Below are 16425 nucleotides of genomic sequence, written 5' to 3'. Positions count from 1 at the left end.
TGGGCAGTAAGACCCCCACCTCAAAATTCAGCGAAAGCAAAGAATTTANNTAAAGTTTCACTTTATTTCGTAAATTGTGCTTCTTCTGTAGATCCTTTTAACGCTGTTGTTGATGAAGTACCGCCTGTAATGACTTGTGCTACTTCATCAAAGTAACCTGTTCCTACTTCGCGTTGGTGACGAGTTGCAGAATAGCCGTGCTTTTCTGCTGCGAATTCTGCTTGTTGCAGTTCAGAGTATGCTGCCATACCGCGCTCTTTATAGCCACGTGCTAATTCAAACATACCGTAGTTTAATGAGTGGAATCCAGCAAGTGTTACGAACTGGAATTTATAGCCGTAAGATGCGATTTCTTTTTGGAAACTCGCGATTGTTTTTTCATCTAATTTTTGTTTCCAGTTGAATGAAGGTGAACAGTTGTATGCAAGCAATTTCCCTGGATGCTCTTTATGAATTGCGTCCGCAAATCGTTTTGCATCTTCTAAATTTGGTTCAGACGTCTCGCACCAAACAAGGTCTGCGTATGGAGCGTATGCTAAACCACGTGCAATTGCTTGATCAAGGCCCGCCTTCGTACGATAAAATCCTTCTGGTGTTCTTTCTCCTGTAATAAACGCTTTATCAACCGGATCAATATCACTCGTAATTAAATTAGCTGCATCCGCATCTGTTCTTGCAACGATAATTGTCGGCACTCCCATTACGTCAGCAGCAAGGCGTGCTGAAATTAAATTACGTACCGCTGTTTGCGTCGGTAGTAATACTTTTCCGCCTAAATGCCCGCATTTTTTCTCTGAAGATAATTGATCTTCGAAGTGCACACCTGATGCACCTGCTTCAATCATACCTTTCATTAGTTCAAATACGTTTAATTGTCCGCCAAATCCAGCTTCTGCATCTGCTACAATCGGTACGAAATAATCTGTATCACCGCTTCCTTCCATATGCTGAATTTGATCCGCACGTTGCAGTGTTTGATTAATTCGTTTTACTACAGCAGGTACGCTGTTCGCTGGATATAAACTTTGGTCTGGATACATATGTCCAGAAAGGTTCGCATCCGCCGCTACTTGCCATCCACTTAAATAAATTGCTTTTAACCCAGCTTTTACTTGCTGCATCGCTTGGTTTCCTGTTAATGCGCCAAGTGCGTTAATATAATCTTCCGTATGAAGCGACGCCCAAAGCTTTTCAGCACCGCGGCGCGCTAATGTATGCTCAATATCAATTGATCCGCGCAGGCGAATTACATCTTCTGCCGAATATGGACGTGTGATTCCTTTCCAACGCGTATCTAATTCCCAGCTCTCTTGTAATTTCTCGATTCTTTCATTTTTCATTTGTTCCATCCCCTTTTCATTTTTATAAAATTTCATAACCCGGTAATGTTAAAAATGGTACGAATTCATCATTCCGAACGAGATTTGTAAATAACGTTGTCGCCTCTTGGAATCTCCCTTTCTTAAAGGCTTCCTTACCAATCTCTCTTTCTATTTTTGCTAACTCTTCTTCTTTTAGCTCTTCCATTAATTCAAGTGTAATATTACGGCCATCATTTAATTTTCCACCTTCATGGTGAATCCATTGCCATACTTGTGCCCTAGAAATTTCCGCTGTTGCCGCATCTTCCATTAAGTTATAAATTGGTGCCGCTCCCCGTCCGCTTAACCAAGATGCAATATATTGAATACCTACGCTAATATTTAGGCGAAGTCCCTCTTCTGTAATCGTTCCCACTGGTACTTCTAATAAATCCTTTTCTGTAACATGTATTTCTTCACGTTTTCTAAAAATTTGATTTGGTGTTTTCATAATGTGATTAAATACTTCCATCGCGACTGGTACAAGTCCCGGGTGGGCAACCCAAGTCCCATCATGACCATCTAAAGCTTCGCGCTCTTTATCTGCACGCACTTTTTCAAAAGCTGCTTCATTCGCTTCTGGATTGTTTTTAATTGGAATTTGTGCCGCCATTCCTCCAATAGCTGGTGCATTACGACGGTGACACGTTTGAATGACTTTCAAAGAATACGCGCGCATAAACGGCGCCGTCATCGTGACTTGCGCTCTATCTGGAAGTAAAAATTCATTATGATTACGGAAACTCTTTAAAAAACTGAAAATATAATCCCACCTTCCGCAATTTAACCCAGCAGAATGGTCTTTAAGCTCATACAAAATTTCATCCATTTCAAATGAAGCATGAATCGTTTCCAATAACACCGTTGCTTTGATCGTTCCATTTGGAATACCGACATACTTTTGAGCAAATACGAAAACATCATTCCATAACCTTGCCTCTAAATGACTTTCCATTTTCGGTAAGTAAAAGTATGGACCACTTCCTTTTGCTAAAAGAGCTTTCGCATTATGGAAAAAATAAAGTCCGAAATCTACTAAACTACCAGACATATTCTTTCCTTCAACTTGCATATGTTTTTCTTCTAAATGCCATCCTCTTGGACGCACAATGAGTACAGCTGTTTTACGATTTAAATGATATTCTTTTCCGTTTTCATTTTTATATGAAATCCTTCCCTGTACTGCATCTCGTAAGTTTATTTGACCTTCAATCGCATTCTCCCAAGTTGGTGAATTCGAATCTTCAAAGTCTGCCATAAAAAGATGTGCTCCTGAATTTAAAGCATTAATAACCATCTTTCTATCTACTGGTCCAGTAATCTCTACGCGGCGATCCTCTAAATCTTTTGGCAATTTTGCAATTGTCCAATCCGCTTCACGTATGTGCTTCGTTTCTTCTAAAAACTTCGGAAACTCCCCTGCATCAATTCTCTTTTGTTTCTCCGCACGCTTTTGTAAAAGTTCTATGCGGCGCTCATTGAAATTTCCATGTAGTTCCTTCAAAAAACTAAGCGCCTCAGGTGTCAATATTTCGTTGTACGCTGGCAACATTTCTCCGGGCAATGTAACCCGTGAAGTTTGCGTCGACATATTAGCATCCCCTTTTTAAACTGTTTTATAACAGATTTGATTTTATGTTTTATATTATATAACAAATCTTCAGAAAAGGAAGTTTTTTTTGAAAATTTAATTGATTTTTTACGGAACTGTATTCTTTCACCGGCATTACACATAAAAAAGAAGCCGGTGTTGTATAACACCGGCTTCTTTTTCTATTATTTATTCAAAAATTGTTTTAAATAAGAACTGCGCATATTGTTCACGTGTTACTTTCATGTTTGGAGCGAAGTTACCATTGCCATCTCCTACTGAAATACCATTTGAACCTACTGCATTAATCGCATTTTCTGCCCAATGTCCTTTTGGTACATCTTTAAATCCTTTTGTTTCTTTTACTTCTAATTCATATGCTTCTGTAAGTACTTGAGCCATTTCTGCGCGTGTTAATGTATCTTTCGGTCTAAAGTTCCCAGTTCCATCACCATTAAAGATACCTAATTCTGTTAATACTAAAATTTCTTCTAAGAACATTGTTGATCTTTCATTAATATCTTTATATGGATTTTCAAGAATATCGCCTTCCTCGAATGTTTCACTGAAATCCATTGTGCGATAAATTAAAGCAGCTACTTGTTCACGAGTTACGTTATGTCCAAAACCGAACACACCATTTCCATAACCAAGCATAATTTCTTGTTCTGCTAAAGTTTGAATTGCTTCATAAGACCAATGTCCTGCTGGTACATCTTTAAAGAATGCTTGACTTGCTTGTTGTGGCTTTGCAGCTAATTCAGCTTTTGCTGTAGTCCCTTCAGCACTAAATGCTACTCCACCCATAATTGTTAAAGCTGTTGCTACTTTTAAAACTTTTTTCTTCAAAGTATTCTCTCCCTAAAAACATATTTTTTTCTAATATAAAGAATTAATGGAAGCGTAACAATACGATTCCCATATAATTTGTGTCTAATTTATGAACTATATTTCATATACTTTCATTTACACTCTATTAATAATAAAGTTACTAAATCGTATATTTAAACAGTAAAAAGTTACTTTATTCAATCTATTCTTATCCACTAAATTCCAAAAAATAAATTACGAATAGAAAATCTATATAATTATAAATAATTTAAAATAAGAAAAAAGCGTGGAATTCCCGCGCTTTTTTCTCGACATATATTATATTAGTATAATTTAAATGTCCTTATATTTTAACTTTTATTCATAATCCTCATCTTTTACTGGAAAATAAAAAACAGCTTTATTTAAAAACGTTGCATATTGCTCTCGTGTTACAACTTTATTCGGTTCAAATTTCCCATTTCCTGTTCCTACTATGACATGATTAGACTGCAGTGCACTAATTGCATTTTTTGCCCAATGATTATTTGGTACATCTTTAAATGTATGGTTCTTCTTCACTTCAAATGTAAATGCCTTCGTAAGAATTTGCGCCATTTCTGCACGTGTTACTGGTGCGGCTGGTCTAAAATTTCCTTTTTCATCACCTTCAAAAATACCATGCTTTGTTAATACTAAAATTTCATCTAAAAACATTGTTGCCCTCTCAGAAATATCTTTGTATGGATTTTTTAAAGGTCCTTCTTTTTTCAAATTCAATGTACGATAGAGTACTGCAGCTACTTGTTCTCGTGTTACATTATCTCCTACACCAAACTTACCATTTCCATAGCCTAACATTACTTTATTGTATACTACGTCCATTATATCGTCATATGCCCAGTGGTTTACTGGAACATCATCAAACACAATCATTTCTGGATATTCTTCTGCTTTTACGTTTGGAACATTCATACTTATAAACAAGCCGCCCATAATAGTTACCGTTGCCATTATACGTAACATGTTCTTCTTCATTGCCCTCTCCCCTTTACTTCCATTAAAAAAATGGAAAATAATAGACTAAAATCCTTTCCAATATTACATATGTTACCTTCGCACCCATTATGCAATATATTACATTTAAAAAATCTATTATTGTGAGAATCACTACTAAAGGAGAGCCAATTCGCTCTCGATTTCAACTTTTATACCGAATTGTACGCAAATCAATTTTCTTTCCTGTATTCATGTAAAGGTGTTTCTATAATATAAATATTCTACTTTTTTTAAAAGAAATCCTTCACATTTTAAGAGTTCATTTTATAGACAAAAAATGCAATTATATCGACATTATTTACAATTAAGAATAGAATTTTTCTTCTACTACTATTTTTTCCTCCTTCGTTTTCCGAAAAGTAAATGCCATTCCTACAAATATAAGAACAATTCCTACTACTTGCATACTAGTCGGCCTAAACCCGGTAAAGACTGTATCTAATAGTATCGCAACCGCAGGATCTAGAAACACTAATACAGAAATTAATCTCGTCGATAAATCTCTTAAACTGTCAAAAAATAAGTAATATACAAATCCGGTATGTATAAGACCTGTCGCTGTAATCATCATCCAGTTCATCTCTGTTAACCCTTGAAACTTGCCAAAGTCTACGAATGGTAGCAATAAAAATATACCTAAAAGCGTTTGTAAAAATGTCATCGCATATGCGCTCGTATGCTGAATTCCTTTTCCTAGTAAAGTGGTAAAAGCATAAAATAGTGCTGCAAGAAGTGCCCATACCATTCCAGACGACATCAATTTTTCGAGCGATAGACTTCCATCTACTCCAGCTACTAAAACGGTTCCAATAAAACAAATGACAATGGACATAACTGCAAACATTGTAAGTCTCTCTTTAAATACGATACTACCAATCATTAATACGATAATGGGTGCCAGATGGTAAACTGAAATCGCAATTGTAATCGACATAACTTCAAACGCTTTAAATAGAAATACCCAGTTAAAAACGAGAAATATACCGCATGCTAATATTTGCATAACTTCCTTTTTGTTCCATTTCTCACTTTTATACTGTCCTGTTACGAGCCAACATAATGCTAAAAATAGAGTCGCACAAATGCAACGAACGAATACTAATTCGAAAGACGGTAAACCTGTTTGAACAGAAAAAAATCCAATTGATCCGAAAATAGACATCGAAAGGATCATTTTTATAGCCGGCATTGATTTTTTATTAAACACCCTTTCTCTCCTCCTATAACCTATCTTTACAAATGAGAAATCTCCAAAACATTACGTATTATTATATATTACAATCGGAAAATTGTAAAAAATTAGAATATAAAAGATGACAGCCGCACAAAATTCCCATAAAAAAATCATCCTTTTTTATATAGGATGATTTTTTTATTATTGAGAGGAATTTCTCTATATTAAAACTTAAATATACTACTACTTTTGAAGAGTAAATTGGGCAACTATTTGTTTTAATTCTCCTGCTGCGTTATGCATATGTTCAATTGAAACCGAAATCTCTTGAACAGATTTTTCTTGTTGGTGAATAGACTCTTTTACCCTATCAGTTCGGTCAGATGATCTTTGGGAAATTTGAGCTATGTCTTCTGTAGAAGCCGAAATCTCCTCACTGCTCGCTGCAATTTCATCTGTAGACATAGATACCGTTTGAATTTGCTCAGATACTTGTTTTACTTTTTCTGTAATTGTTCCAAATACTTTTTCTGTGTACATTACTACTTGTGTACCTGCCTGTACCTCATTATCTACTTTCCCCATCATGTCCACGGTGTGGTTCGTTGTTCCCATAACTTGAGTAATAAGCTTCTCAATTTGTTTTGCAGAATCACTAGATTGTTCTGCTAATTTTCTTACTTCATCTGCCACAATTGCAAATCCTCTACCACTTTCCCCAGCACGTGCAGCCTCAATTGCGGCGTTTAATGCTAATAAGTTAATTTGAGCGGTAATACCTTGCATAACATCAATAATTTTAACAATTTCTTCTGATTGTTCTTTCATAGTCTCTACTTGTTTCACACCGTTATGTACTGAATTTTGGATTGTATCCATCTGTTGAATCATTTGTTTCATTAATTTGTTACCACTCTCTGCATCTAATGCTGATTGAGCAGACAATTCATTTACAGAGGATGATGTATTCACTATACTCTGCATTCCTTGTGTCAACTCTTCCATCGCACCCGCAGTTTGCTCCATTGCTTGCATTTGACTCTCTGCGCCATTTGCAACTTCTTCAATATCTATAGTGATTTTCTTCGCTGCACTACTAGATACTTCCGATGCAGATACTACTCCGTCTGCATGTTGGAATAAAAGCTGAATATTATTCTCTACTTCTTGCATATTTGTTCTTAGCCCTGCAATCATTTCGTTAAAATCACTTACTAATACACCTAATTCATCTTTAGCATTATACTCACCATGTACAGTTAGATCCCCATCTTTTGCTCTTTCCATCATACGACTAACAGTTTGTAAAGGAGCAACTATAAGCTTGCTAATAATATAACTTATTATACATATAATGATTGTAGTAACTACTACAAGAATGATAAAAGTGACAACAGATCGATCTATCATTTTTTGAGAATCTTTAAATACTTGATTAGCTAATTTTGAAACATACGATTCTAGATCTACCGCATGTCCAGCTAACTCTACCCCCTTCGGTTTTAATTCCTTCTGAAATTCGTTTACCATTTGTGGCTCGTTTGTTATCTTCGCTTTTTCAAACAACTTCTTATATGTCTCCATATAATTTGGCAAAGATTTCTTCATCTTCTGAAACAGTTCATCCTCTTGCTTACTTAAATTAAAGCCATCATCATATTCTTTTAATAATGACTCATATTTTTTAAGATCCTTTTCAATATTATCAATAATACCTTCTTTATTTGTCCCCTCATTTTGTGACGCTGTAATTAATTCTAGTAAGTTATACTCTAGTGAATTTTGTGTACGGAGCATTCCTTCTAATAAAACTACAGAATGTTGATAATCATCTACTACAACCTCTGCATCACGCTTAATCTTATTAATAGAATTAATTGCTATACAGCTCATAACTATCATGCTCAATACTGCTAATGAAATAAGCGATAATAATTTATATTTCACTTTTAAATTTTGTAAAAAATACATTTTTTAACCTTTATTCCTTTATATATAGATTTTTAGAATTTTATAGCTTATTATTTACAAAATCACAATAAAAAGCAATGATAAATATTCCCAATATAAAACTTATATCTCTATAAAAAGAAGTAGCATAATAGCTACTTCTTTTTGCTTTGTTTCCCATATTGTTCAAACGTATGAATTCTTTCGAAAATTGGTGGATGTGTATATAAGAAAAACTTTACTAACGCAGGCGGATTTACTTGACTTAAACTTGTTTTTGATAAATATTGAAACGTTTTTACACCAGATTTCCCGTCCTTCGTCATGTCTAAAGCATATTGATCTGCCGCTCGTTCTTCTATACGAGAAACATAGTTTGTTGCTGGCTGTGATGCAAAAGAGAGTACAGAAGAAATTAAGAAAAATAAAGGTAAAATTGAAAAACATGCTGCTTTTGAAATTTGCAGCGTATTCCCCCATTTTCGAATACACATATTGATAATACGACTAATGAGATACATCCCTATAAACGATAGCAACATATAACTCGCAACGCCCCAATATATATGTTTCATAACATAATGCCCCATTTCATGGGCCATTATAAATAAAATCTCTTTATCTTTTAATTGCTTAAGCGTTGTATCCCACATTACAATACGAGCGTTAGGGCCAATTCCTGTTACATATGCATTTAACGCATTTGTTTTCTCTGACATATTTACTTCATACACGTGTTTAGCAGGAATGTCCGCTTTGTCTGCTATCGCTAAAATTTTCGTTTCTAATTCTTTATTTTTCAGCGTCGAAAAGTCGTTATAAAGTGGATCAATAACGACAGGCTGTATAAATGTTAAAAAAATTGTAAATGGTACAGAGAGCGCCCACCCTGCTAGCCACCATCTCTTCGGGAATTTACGGATAAGCCACAACAGAACGGCAACTACAATTAACATCGTCGCATAACTTTCCCAAAAACCGATAACGTGATCTTTTATCCAGCTTTGTGTACTTTGCGTTGAAATGCCGTAATCAACGGACACTTTTCGGCTAATCCATTGCATCGGCAGGGCAAGAACTGTTGTGAGTAGTGATAAATAAAAGAAATAAATCGCAACTTGCAGGACACTTATTTTCGTCGTTTCCTTCGACCATTTCTCAAACTTTCTTGAAACACCGAGCACAAGTACAAATAATAATATAATCCATTCCAGAGGCGTCGCTAAAAAGTACAGTAAATTTTTCACGCGCGAATAATCTTGGCTTAGCGTAAGCTCTCTTGCGTTCATAAACGTTTCTGGATCTGCACTCGTTCCTTTATACATGTCCGGAATCAGTTCATGATTCCATCCAAATAAATACCAATATATAAGCAATGCAAACCCAACGTACAAAAAAAGCGACCACCCAATAACCTTCCTCACGCTATTCCCTCCTCTATGCTGCCTGTCTATTATTATTGTAAGTTCGTACATGCTAAATTAGAACAAGCTTATTATGCGAATTGCTCGAGATCCTTTTATTTACCAAAAAAAACTCTTCTACAAATAGAAGAATTTTACCTACCTTTAGACACTTTCTTCGGTTCATACTCTGGGATAAGAAACGTACTTACAACCCAGCATATTAAACCAGCGCCTTTTATATAGCGTATATATTCATAGTCTTGAAAAAATAAAGTCGTTACAATAAGCGTAAAAAATCCAATTAAAACTAGTACATATCCTATTTGCTTCTTAGATAACATAACGTTCCTCCTTAAGGAAGTACATCCACTAACAAACTAAAATCTTGTAAAGAAAAAGAACTATATTTCATAATACCTTGTACAGCTAAAAGTAAAATAAGACCGGTCACACACATATAATTAACGCTTTCTTCACTCTTTTTTTCAGCAACTATTCCGCCGCTTATACATAATATTCCTAACAAATGGAGTGCTAAATACATAAAGAAATAAGCTTCCTCCCAGCGAAGAATAACATTGACTGTCGTTATCAGCACAATACTAAGCAAAATCAAATAAAAAAACTTATTTGATGATATTGTTTCATTCATATAATTTTATACATCCCTTTCAAATTTAGAATTAATGATGTTTCAAAGCTATAAAGTAAATGATTGTTTTCATACTATAAAACAAAAGGAAAGCCACTATTACTTTCTCGAATACGTTATGAACCCACATATACTTCTCTTCATTCTTTCTGAAGATGCGCTTCATCATTTCTTCTACTATTAGACCAAATAGTAGTAAAACCCCTAGCACAATAAGAAGAGAAATAATATTTTCTTTTAAATGATTACTAGAGAACAAATAATACTCTGGAAACACAATCGTATCTACTACAGGTTGAAGCCAATGACAAACGCTTTTATCACACATATCTGTAATAGACGTAGCATCTATAATGTCTTTCAATATTTTTTCAATCGTCTTCTTCATCTCATTTATCCCCCACTACATGTGAAAAACTCTCTTCTTGTTCTACATATATAGCTGGCATTTCTTTACTCCAATACTTGCGGTTAACAAATAAAAAGATGAGTACTAAATTTAATCCTATTATAAAAATAAGAAGTCCTGGAAAGAACGTCGTATAATTTGAGAAATCTGCAAAACTCATTATCTCTTCTTTATTTATTAAAAAAGAAGCACCGATTACAAATGCATTGTTTAGCATGTGAATAGCAATTGGCATGAGTAAACTATTTGTACGAATATATACGATTGATAGTACAACGCTAAATACAACTGCGCCTAGGAAATCAACATGTAACAACGCAAACAACATCGCTACTACAATGATCGCTATACTCGTTCCCCATTTTGCTGCAAAGCGTTGCAGTAAAAATCCTCGAAAAACAAATTCACCAATAATTGGTGCGATGAACACGACCATAATAATTTGATATACATATCCCCCTGTGCTATCAATAACCGGTTCACGTAATGCGTTCATAATAAATTCCGGTGTAATCCATGCAAAACTATACATGTACAAAATAAGATATCCATAACTAAACACAGCTAACATAAGTGCAATGTATAAAACTTGCACCAGGTTAAATGTTTCATTTTTATTAATAAATAATGAAAATGAAACACGGTGTTTTCTATACGCAAAAAAAATCCATGTAATCGGAAGGATATAGAATATAAGAATATTTATAAAAGTAGAATTTTGCATATGAAATGTATTTTCTATCAATTCATTACTGACCCTTGCAACTAAAGTTAATAGTGCAAATACAATTAAAAAATACCTAACTCGCATCGTTTGAAACGGATTCACACTCATCTCCTCCCCTATGTTACTTTTATCATATCATTTGATTCTTAATTTTTTGAGAAAGAAAACCTTAAAATTTCCTTAAAAATTCCATAAGTTACCGAAAGATGATATGATATTCGAGGAAATTAGGAGGGATTTTTATGTATGAAGCAAATATTTTGCTCGTTGATGATGAAACAGCAATTTTACAATTACTAACTACCATTCTTGAAAAAGAAGGTTTTTCTCATATTACAACTGCAACATCCGCTGAAATAGCTTTATCTCTCACCGAGCAAAACGATTACGATTTAATTATTTTAGATGTCATGCTTCCTGGTCAGTCTGGTTTTGATATTTGTCCCATCATTCGCCAGAAAACAGATTGTCCTATCTTCTTCCTCACAGCTAAAACATCTGATTTAGATAAAATATCTGGATTTTCACACGGTGCAGATGATTATATTACGAAGCCATTTAATCCACTTGAAGTAGTAGCTCGTATGAAAGCACAACTCCGCAGACATATGAAACAAGCAGTACCACACGAACAAAAAGCACAATCCAGTTCATTTGGCAGATTTGAAATTGATCGATATTCCGCAGAGCTTACAGTAAATGGACATGTTGTCGAATGTTCCGCCCAGCTATTTCAGCTATTACTCTTCTTTTGCGAGAATCCGAACTATGTATTTTCGAAAGAAGAAATATACGAGAAGGTTTGGGGAGCACCTGCCTATAATGGCGATGATAATACCGTTATGGTCCACATTCGAAAACTACGTGAAAAAATTGAACAAGACCCAAGTAAACCAGAATATATAAAAACCGTTCGCGGGCTTGGCTATAAGTTCATTACAAAGTAGGGTGACGATATGAACTTTAATAAACGACTTATTATCCAGTTTATCATGCAACACGTATTTGTTTTAGTTACATTACTGATTGCTGTAGTAGCGGCTTTCACTTATTTATTTTTTCTTGTTACGAGTACTTCATACGAACCGAACATTCCAGATTCTGATAGTTTTACGATTTCCAGATATATCTCTTCAGAAGATGGCGAAATTTCGTTAAAGGCTGAAGTAAAAGACTTAATTAAAGAAAAAAATGATTGGATTCAAGTTGTAGAGGAAAACGGAAAAGTTCTCTATCGCTTTAATACGCCTAGTGACGTGCCAACATCTTACACGGAAACATCATTATTCTCTTATATACAGAATCACATAGAAAGCCCTTATACGTTTACATATTGGGAAATTGAATTAGAAGAAAAGAACGTATTTGTTATTTACGGCGGTACGGTAAAAAGCAATGTGTTACTGAAATCAATCCAGAAAGAGCACCCTTCTGTATCTACGGATACGTTCACATTAACAGAAGAAGAAAAACAGTTACTTTCTAAAGAAAAGGCTACTCTTCAAATCTTTAATAGTGGCGGCGAAGAAGTATTCTCCTATCCGAATGAAAAGAAAAAAACGTTTTCTGGCATACAGGCTGCTCTTAACGCAAAAGAACCGTGGAATCATAAAGAAAACACGTCTAGTTTTTACGATACAAATAGCAATCATCTTCTCGTTATAACTGCAAAAAATGAGCACTACTACCCAGATGATGAAATAGACGATGTATTTGCTAAAAAGTTTCTAATCGGATGCGGATTAATCCTTCTTATCGTATTTGTTTATTTAGTCATTCTTTCTATTTGGTACGGTAATAAATTCGGAAAACCGTTATTACATGCGATGCGCTGGCTTAAAAACATAGCTGGCGGAAAGTACGAAGAGCCCGTTAATAAAAAAGGGAAACCTGTCAGGTTCCGGCGATCTGGTAAAGAAAAATGGTCATTCCGCTTGTTTCGAGACGTAACAAGTTCACTAGAGCACCTTTCCATTACACTCAAAAAAAATGATGCAATGAGGCAAGTACTGCAGCAAACACGTGAAGAATGGATTACCGGTCTCACGCATGATTTAAAAACACCACTTAGCTCTATTTATGGCTACGCATTATTACTAGAATCAAAGCAGTACAACTGGACTGATCGTGACATTCAACAATTCGGCAGCGTTATGAAAGAGAAATCGCAATATATGACGACATTAATTGATGACTTAAGCTTAACGTATCAATTAAAAAATAACAGTCTTCCTGCGCAGCAAGTAAACATTGAAATGAATCAATTCGTTCAAAAAGTATTATTACAATTCATTAATAATCCGACACTTCAAAATCAAAATATTGAATTCGTACCAAGCTCAAACAAAATTCAATATTTCATTGAAGAAAAATGGTTCCAGCGTATTATCGAAAACTTACTCGTAAACGCTGTAAAACATAATAATGAAACGACAAACGTCATCGTAAAACTTTCGCAAAATGAAAATTCATTTACACTCTCTATTTCAGATAACGGAAAAGGAATGGATGATAAAACGAAAGAACTTCTTTTTGAGCGATATTATAGAGGAACAAATACAGAAGAAAGCAACATCGGAACGGGACTTGGCCTCGCTATTACGAAACAGCTCGTTCATGCTCATAACGGAACGATTTCTATTGATAGCGAACTCGGAAAAGGAACGACGATTATACTCGTGTTTCCGTTTCATTCGTAGAAAAGGCGCTATGTGGCGTCTTTTCTTTTTTCTCTTCTGGAAGAGTTCAGCGGTATATGAAATTATGAGGATCGTTTTTTTTGAGGTGTTTTGGCGGTATATGAAATTATATCGGCGATTTTTTGAATATATCGACGCAACTCAAAATATATCGACTTACCGACAAAAATCGACAAAGCTAAGCTACTTCCCTACTATACAAAGTAAAAATAAAACTATTAACAACTACATTTCTAAACTGTTATACTATAAATAGAAATATAAACTAACTAAGTTTTGCATAAAATGAAGTAGACTAGGTGCTTCCAACACCCCGTCACTGCAACTAAAGCTTATTTGCGCTTAGAAGACTTCCCACGCTTCGCAGGCAGACGGGTGGTCTTCTTTTTGCGCTTTTTTGTCGTTAATTTCTTAAATCCCATCACTATACCTTCTCTAGCTATAGTTTTTGTGATTTTCAACGAGGTGGGGTTCTTACTGTCCATTAAAGCGGGGTAAAAATAACCTTTCACAACTCACTATGAAAGGTCATCCCCATATTTTAGCTATTTCCCTACTAACACAAACACATTCTCATCAGGTGCTTCCATTACTGCAACATGCCCTGATTCTGTTGGAAATGGTTCGCGAATCCATTTCACATCTTTATTATCTTTTAAACTATCATACGTTTGTTGCACATCTTCTACTAATACTTCGACTTCCATAAAGTTAATATCTGGATGATTGCTTATTATTAACTCCGAACTTTTCGCATCTGGAAACTTCAATCCTATTAACGTCCAAATAACCCCTTCTTCTAATTCTCTTTCTATAACCCCATTCCCATTTCTTTATAGAAAGAAACTGATCTTTCTATATCCTTCGTATGTATAGATACACATTCTAGTTTTTTGAACATCTTCCCATTTCCTCCTTTATAAAAAAGCGAACCATTTCTCAATGACTCGCTTTCAAACTATTATTTTTTCTTCACCGGTATCCAAAGTTCCACTTGAGCGAACTCACTCTTATCTTCGTGGCAACGCTCATCGTATAATTCAAACTCTGTAACGCCGCAATGTTCATATCCTGAATGCGGGAACCATTCTGAGAATACAGCATTCCACGTTTGGTGAATAGACGATACCATTTCTTCATGAGGAACTTTCGGCGTTGTAAATACAGCATATGTTGCTGCTGGGAACGTACGCTTTGCAATTTCATTTGGTACATTTTCAAAGTCTGTAACTTCCATTCCGATAATATAAGTGAAGTCCCCTGTTTCTAAATTAAAATCAGTACATAATCCAAGCTCTACCCATTGGCTCGTATCTTTACGATTCGGAATCGTTGTTCCAAGATCTTTTTGTAAATATTCTTGCCAAAATGCTGGGATGTCTTGATGGTTTTTCCCTTCTTTACTTGTCGTCTTCAGTTCATAACCCGCCATTAAAAATTCTGGTTTATTTACAATACGATATTCCATTTGTATGCCTCCTAAATACGGATTTAATTTTCTTTGTTTTACATTCACGCTGTAATACATCGGTGTTTCAATTTCTTGTTTTCGATATTCACTTGGTGTCATTTGAAATAATTTTTTAAAGGCTCTCGTGAACGTTTCGTGAGATTGAAAGCCATGCTCAAATGCGATGTCAATAACTTTTTCATCCGTATGAGAAAGTTGATAAGCTGCCCGGGCTAACCTCCTCTTTCGAACATACTCCATTACTGTATCACCTACTAATGCCTGAAATACACGATGAAAATGTGACTCAGAAAAACCTGCAATACGTGCTAAATTACGCAGCGTCTGTTTTTCCATGACATCTTCCTCAATATAATCAATTGACCTTTGAATTTGTGTTTCATAGCTTTCCATCTCTGTTCACCCGCCTTATATGTATTATGATAAAAGAGAATCCTATCCAATTCTTGACGTTTTTTACTATAATTCCATAAAACATTGTAACTTTTTTATATGTATTTCGTTGTTATGTATGAAGGGAGGGAAATGTAGTGAAACGCAAACAATCATTAGAAGACATTTACTCCGAGCATATGCACGACTTATCCCGCTTTAATGGGCAGTAAGATCCCCGCCTTAAAATTCAGCGAAAGCAAAGAATTTAGATAGGGGATCAACTGCCCATAAANNAAAGTTTCACTTTATTTCGCTATCTTCTCTCCCTTACCGGAGATTCCCACTACGCGGAAGATCTCATGCAAGAAACGTTTTACCGAATGCTCGTCCATATTGACTATTATAAAGGAGAAGAAATTAGGCCGTGGTTATTTACAATTGCCTACAACGCCTTTATCGATTGGTATCGAAAAGAAAAAAAATATAAAACAACGACAATCACAGAATTCCATTTACCAAACGTACCAAGTACAGAGCACTCTTATTTTATAAAACATGAGATTGCTAATTGGTTAGACAGTTTATCTTCTCTTCCTCTTGAAAGACGAAATGTCCTGTTACTACGAGATTACTACGGATTTTCATATAAGGAAATAGCAGAGATGACCGGTCTCTCACTAGCGAAAGTGAAAATTGAATTACACAGGGGACGAAAAGAAACGAAAGGCATAAAGGAGTGAT

General features: G+C 35.1%; 15 protein-coding genes and 2 pseudogenes. 3 read left to right on the top strand and 14 right to left on the bottom strand.

Annotated features, from left to right (window positions below; all coding sequences use genetic code 11):
• Positions 1–62: 62 nt before the first annotated feature.
• The 12 genes and pseudogenes from aceA to COL05_RS19575 form a co-directional block, all read right to left on the bottom strand.
• Positions 63–1340: an isocitrate lyase gene (gene aceA, locus COL05_RS19625; protein WP_098669822.1), complete on the bottom strand. Its 1278-nt coding sequence runs from the start codon at positions 1338–1340 to the stop codon at positions 63–65.
• 22 nt (positions 1341–1362) lie between these two features.
• The gene (gene aceB, locus COL05_RS19620) at positions 1363–2952 is read right to left on the bottom strand and encodes a malate synthase A (protein ID WP_098669821.1); all 1590 of its coding nucleotides are present in this window, start codon (positions 2950–2952) and stop codon (positions 1363–1365) included.
• A gap of 189 nt (positions 2953–3141) precedes the next feature.
• Positions 3142–3801: an S-layer homology domain-containing protein gene (locus tag COL05_RS19615; protein ID WP_098669820.1), complete on the bottom strand. Its 660-nt coding sequence runs from the start codon at positions 3799–3801 to the stop codon at positions 3142–3144.
• 339 nt (positions 3802–4140) lie between these two features.
• Positions 4141–4800: an S-layer homology domain-containing protein gene (locus COL05_RS19610; protein WP_098669819.1), complete on the bottom strand. Its 660-nt coding sequence runs from the start codon at positions 4798–4800 to the stop codon at positions 4141–4143.
• A 325-nt stretch (positions 4801–5125) separates the two neighbouring features.
• Complete coding sequence (locus COL05_RS19605; protein WP_098669818.1) at positions 5126–6028, bottom strand: DMT family transporter; 903 nt, start codon at positions 6026–6028, stop codon at positions 5126–5128.
• Between the two features lie 210 nt (positions 6029–6238).
• Positions 6239–7030, bottom strand: a complete 792-nt coding sequence (locus COL05_RS32465; protein WP_483861169.1) for a methyl-accepting chemotaxis protein — start codon at positions 7028–7030, stop codon at positions 6239–6241.
• Between the two features lie 156 nt (positions 7031–7186).
• Positions 7187–7966 (bottom strand): annotated as a pseudogene (locus COL05_RS32460) (MCP four helix bundle domain-containing protein); the annotation flags it as partial.
• A 134-nt stretch (positions 7967–8100) separates the two neighbouring features.
• Positions 8101–9369 carry a M48 family metallopeptidase gene (locus COL05_RS19595; protein ID WP_142337576.1) on the bottom strand — a complete coding sequence of 423 codons (1269 nt, stop codon included), beginning with the start codon at positions 9367–9369 and terminating at the stop codon, positions 8101–8103.
• A 134-nt stretch (positions 9370–9503) separates the two neighbouring features.
• Complete coding sequence (locus tag COL05_RS19590) at positions 9504–9692, bottom strand: hypothetical protein (RefSeq protein ID WP_016088942.1); 189 nt, start codon at positions 9690–9692, stop codon at positions 9504–9506.
• 11 nt (positions 9693–9703) lie between these two features.
• Positions 9704–10003 (bottom strand): hypothetical protein, encoded by a 300-nt coding sequence (locus tag COL05_RS19585; protein ID WP_001006046.1) that lies wholly within the window; start codon positions 10001–10003, stop codon positions 9704–9706.
• Positions 10004–10034: 31 nt separating this feature from the next.
• Entirely contained in the window at positions 10035–10391 is a 357-nt protein-coding gene (locus COL05_RS19580) for a hypothetical protein (protein WP_142337575.1), read from the bottom strand.
• A gap of 1 nt (position 10392) precedes the next feature.
• Complete coding sequence (locus COL05_RS19575) at positions 10393–11247, bottom strand: CPBP family intramembrane glutamic endopeptidase (protein ID WP_098669815.1); 855 nt, start codon at positions 11245–11247, stop codon at positions 10393–10395.
• Positions 11248–11381: 134 nt separating this feature from the next.
• Between COL05_RS19575 and COL05_RS19570 the strand changes: the two genes are divergently transcribed.
• Positions 11382–12086, top strand: coding sequence for a response regulator transcription factor (locus tag COL05_RS19570; protein ID WP_097908052.1), 705 nt, complete (start codon positions 11382–11384; stop codon positions 12084–12086).
• Between the two features lie 9 nt (positions 12087–12095).
• A complete protein-coding gene (locus COL05_RS19565; protein WP_098669814.1) occupies positions 12096–13838 on the top strand; it encodes a sensor histidine kinase in 1743 nt (580 codons plus the stop codon).
• Between the two features lie 545 nt (positions 13839–14383).
• Here COL05_RS19565 and COL05_RS19555 read toward each other — a convergent pair.
• Both COL05_RS19555 and COL05_RS19550 read right to left on the bottom strand, forming a co-directional pair.
• Positions 14384–14739 (bottom strand): annotated as a pseudogene (locus tag COL05_RS19555) (VOC family protein).
• Positions 14740–14799: 60 nt separating this feature from the next.
• A complete protein-coding gene (locus COL05_RS19550) occupies positions 14800–15702 on the bottom strand; it encodes an AraC family transcriptional regulator (protein WP_000446843.1) in 903 nt (300 codons plus the stop codon).
• A gap of 251 nt (positions 15703–15953) precedes the next feature.
• On the opposite strand from COL05_RS19550, the gene COL05_RS19540 reads away from it, so the two are divergent.
• A complete protein-coding gene (locus tag COL05_RS19540) occupies positions 15954–16424 on the top strand; it encodes an RNA polymerase sigma factor (RefSeq protein WP_098669813.1) in 471 nt (156 codons plus the stop codon).
• Position 16425 lies beyond the last annotated feature (1 nt).

The sequence above is a fragment of the Bacillus sp. AFS059628 genome, from assembly GCF_002571225.1.
Taxonomy (GTDB): domain Bacteria; phylum Bacillota; class Bacilli; order Bacillales; family Bacillaceae_G; genus Bacillus_A.
Note: the sequence above shows the minus strand (reverse complement) of the source record. Positions and strands in the feature narration are given on the sequence as shown.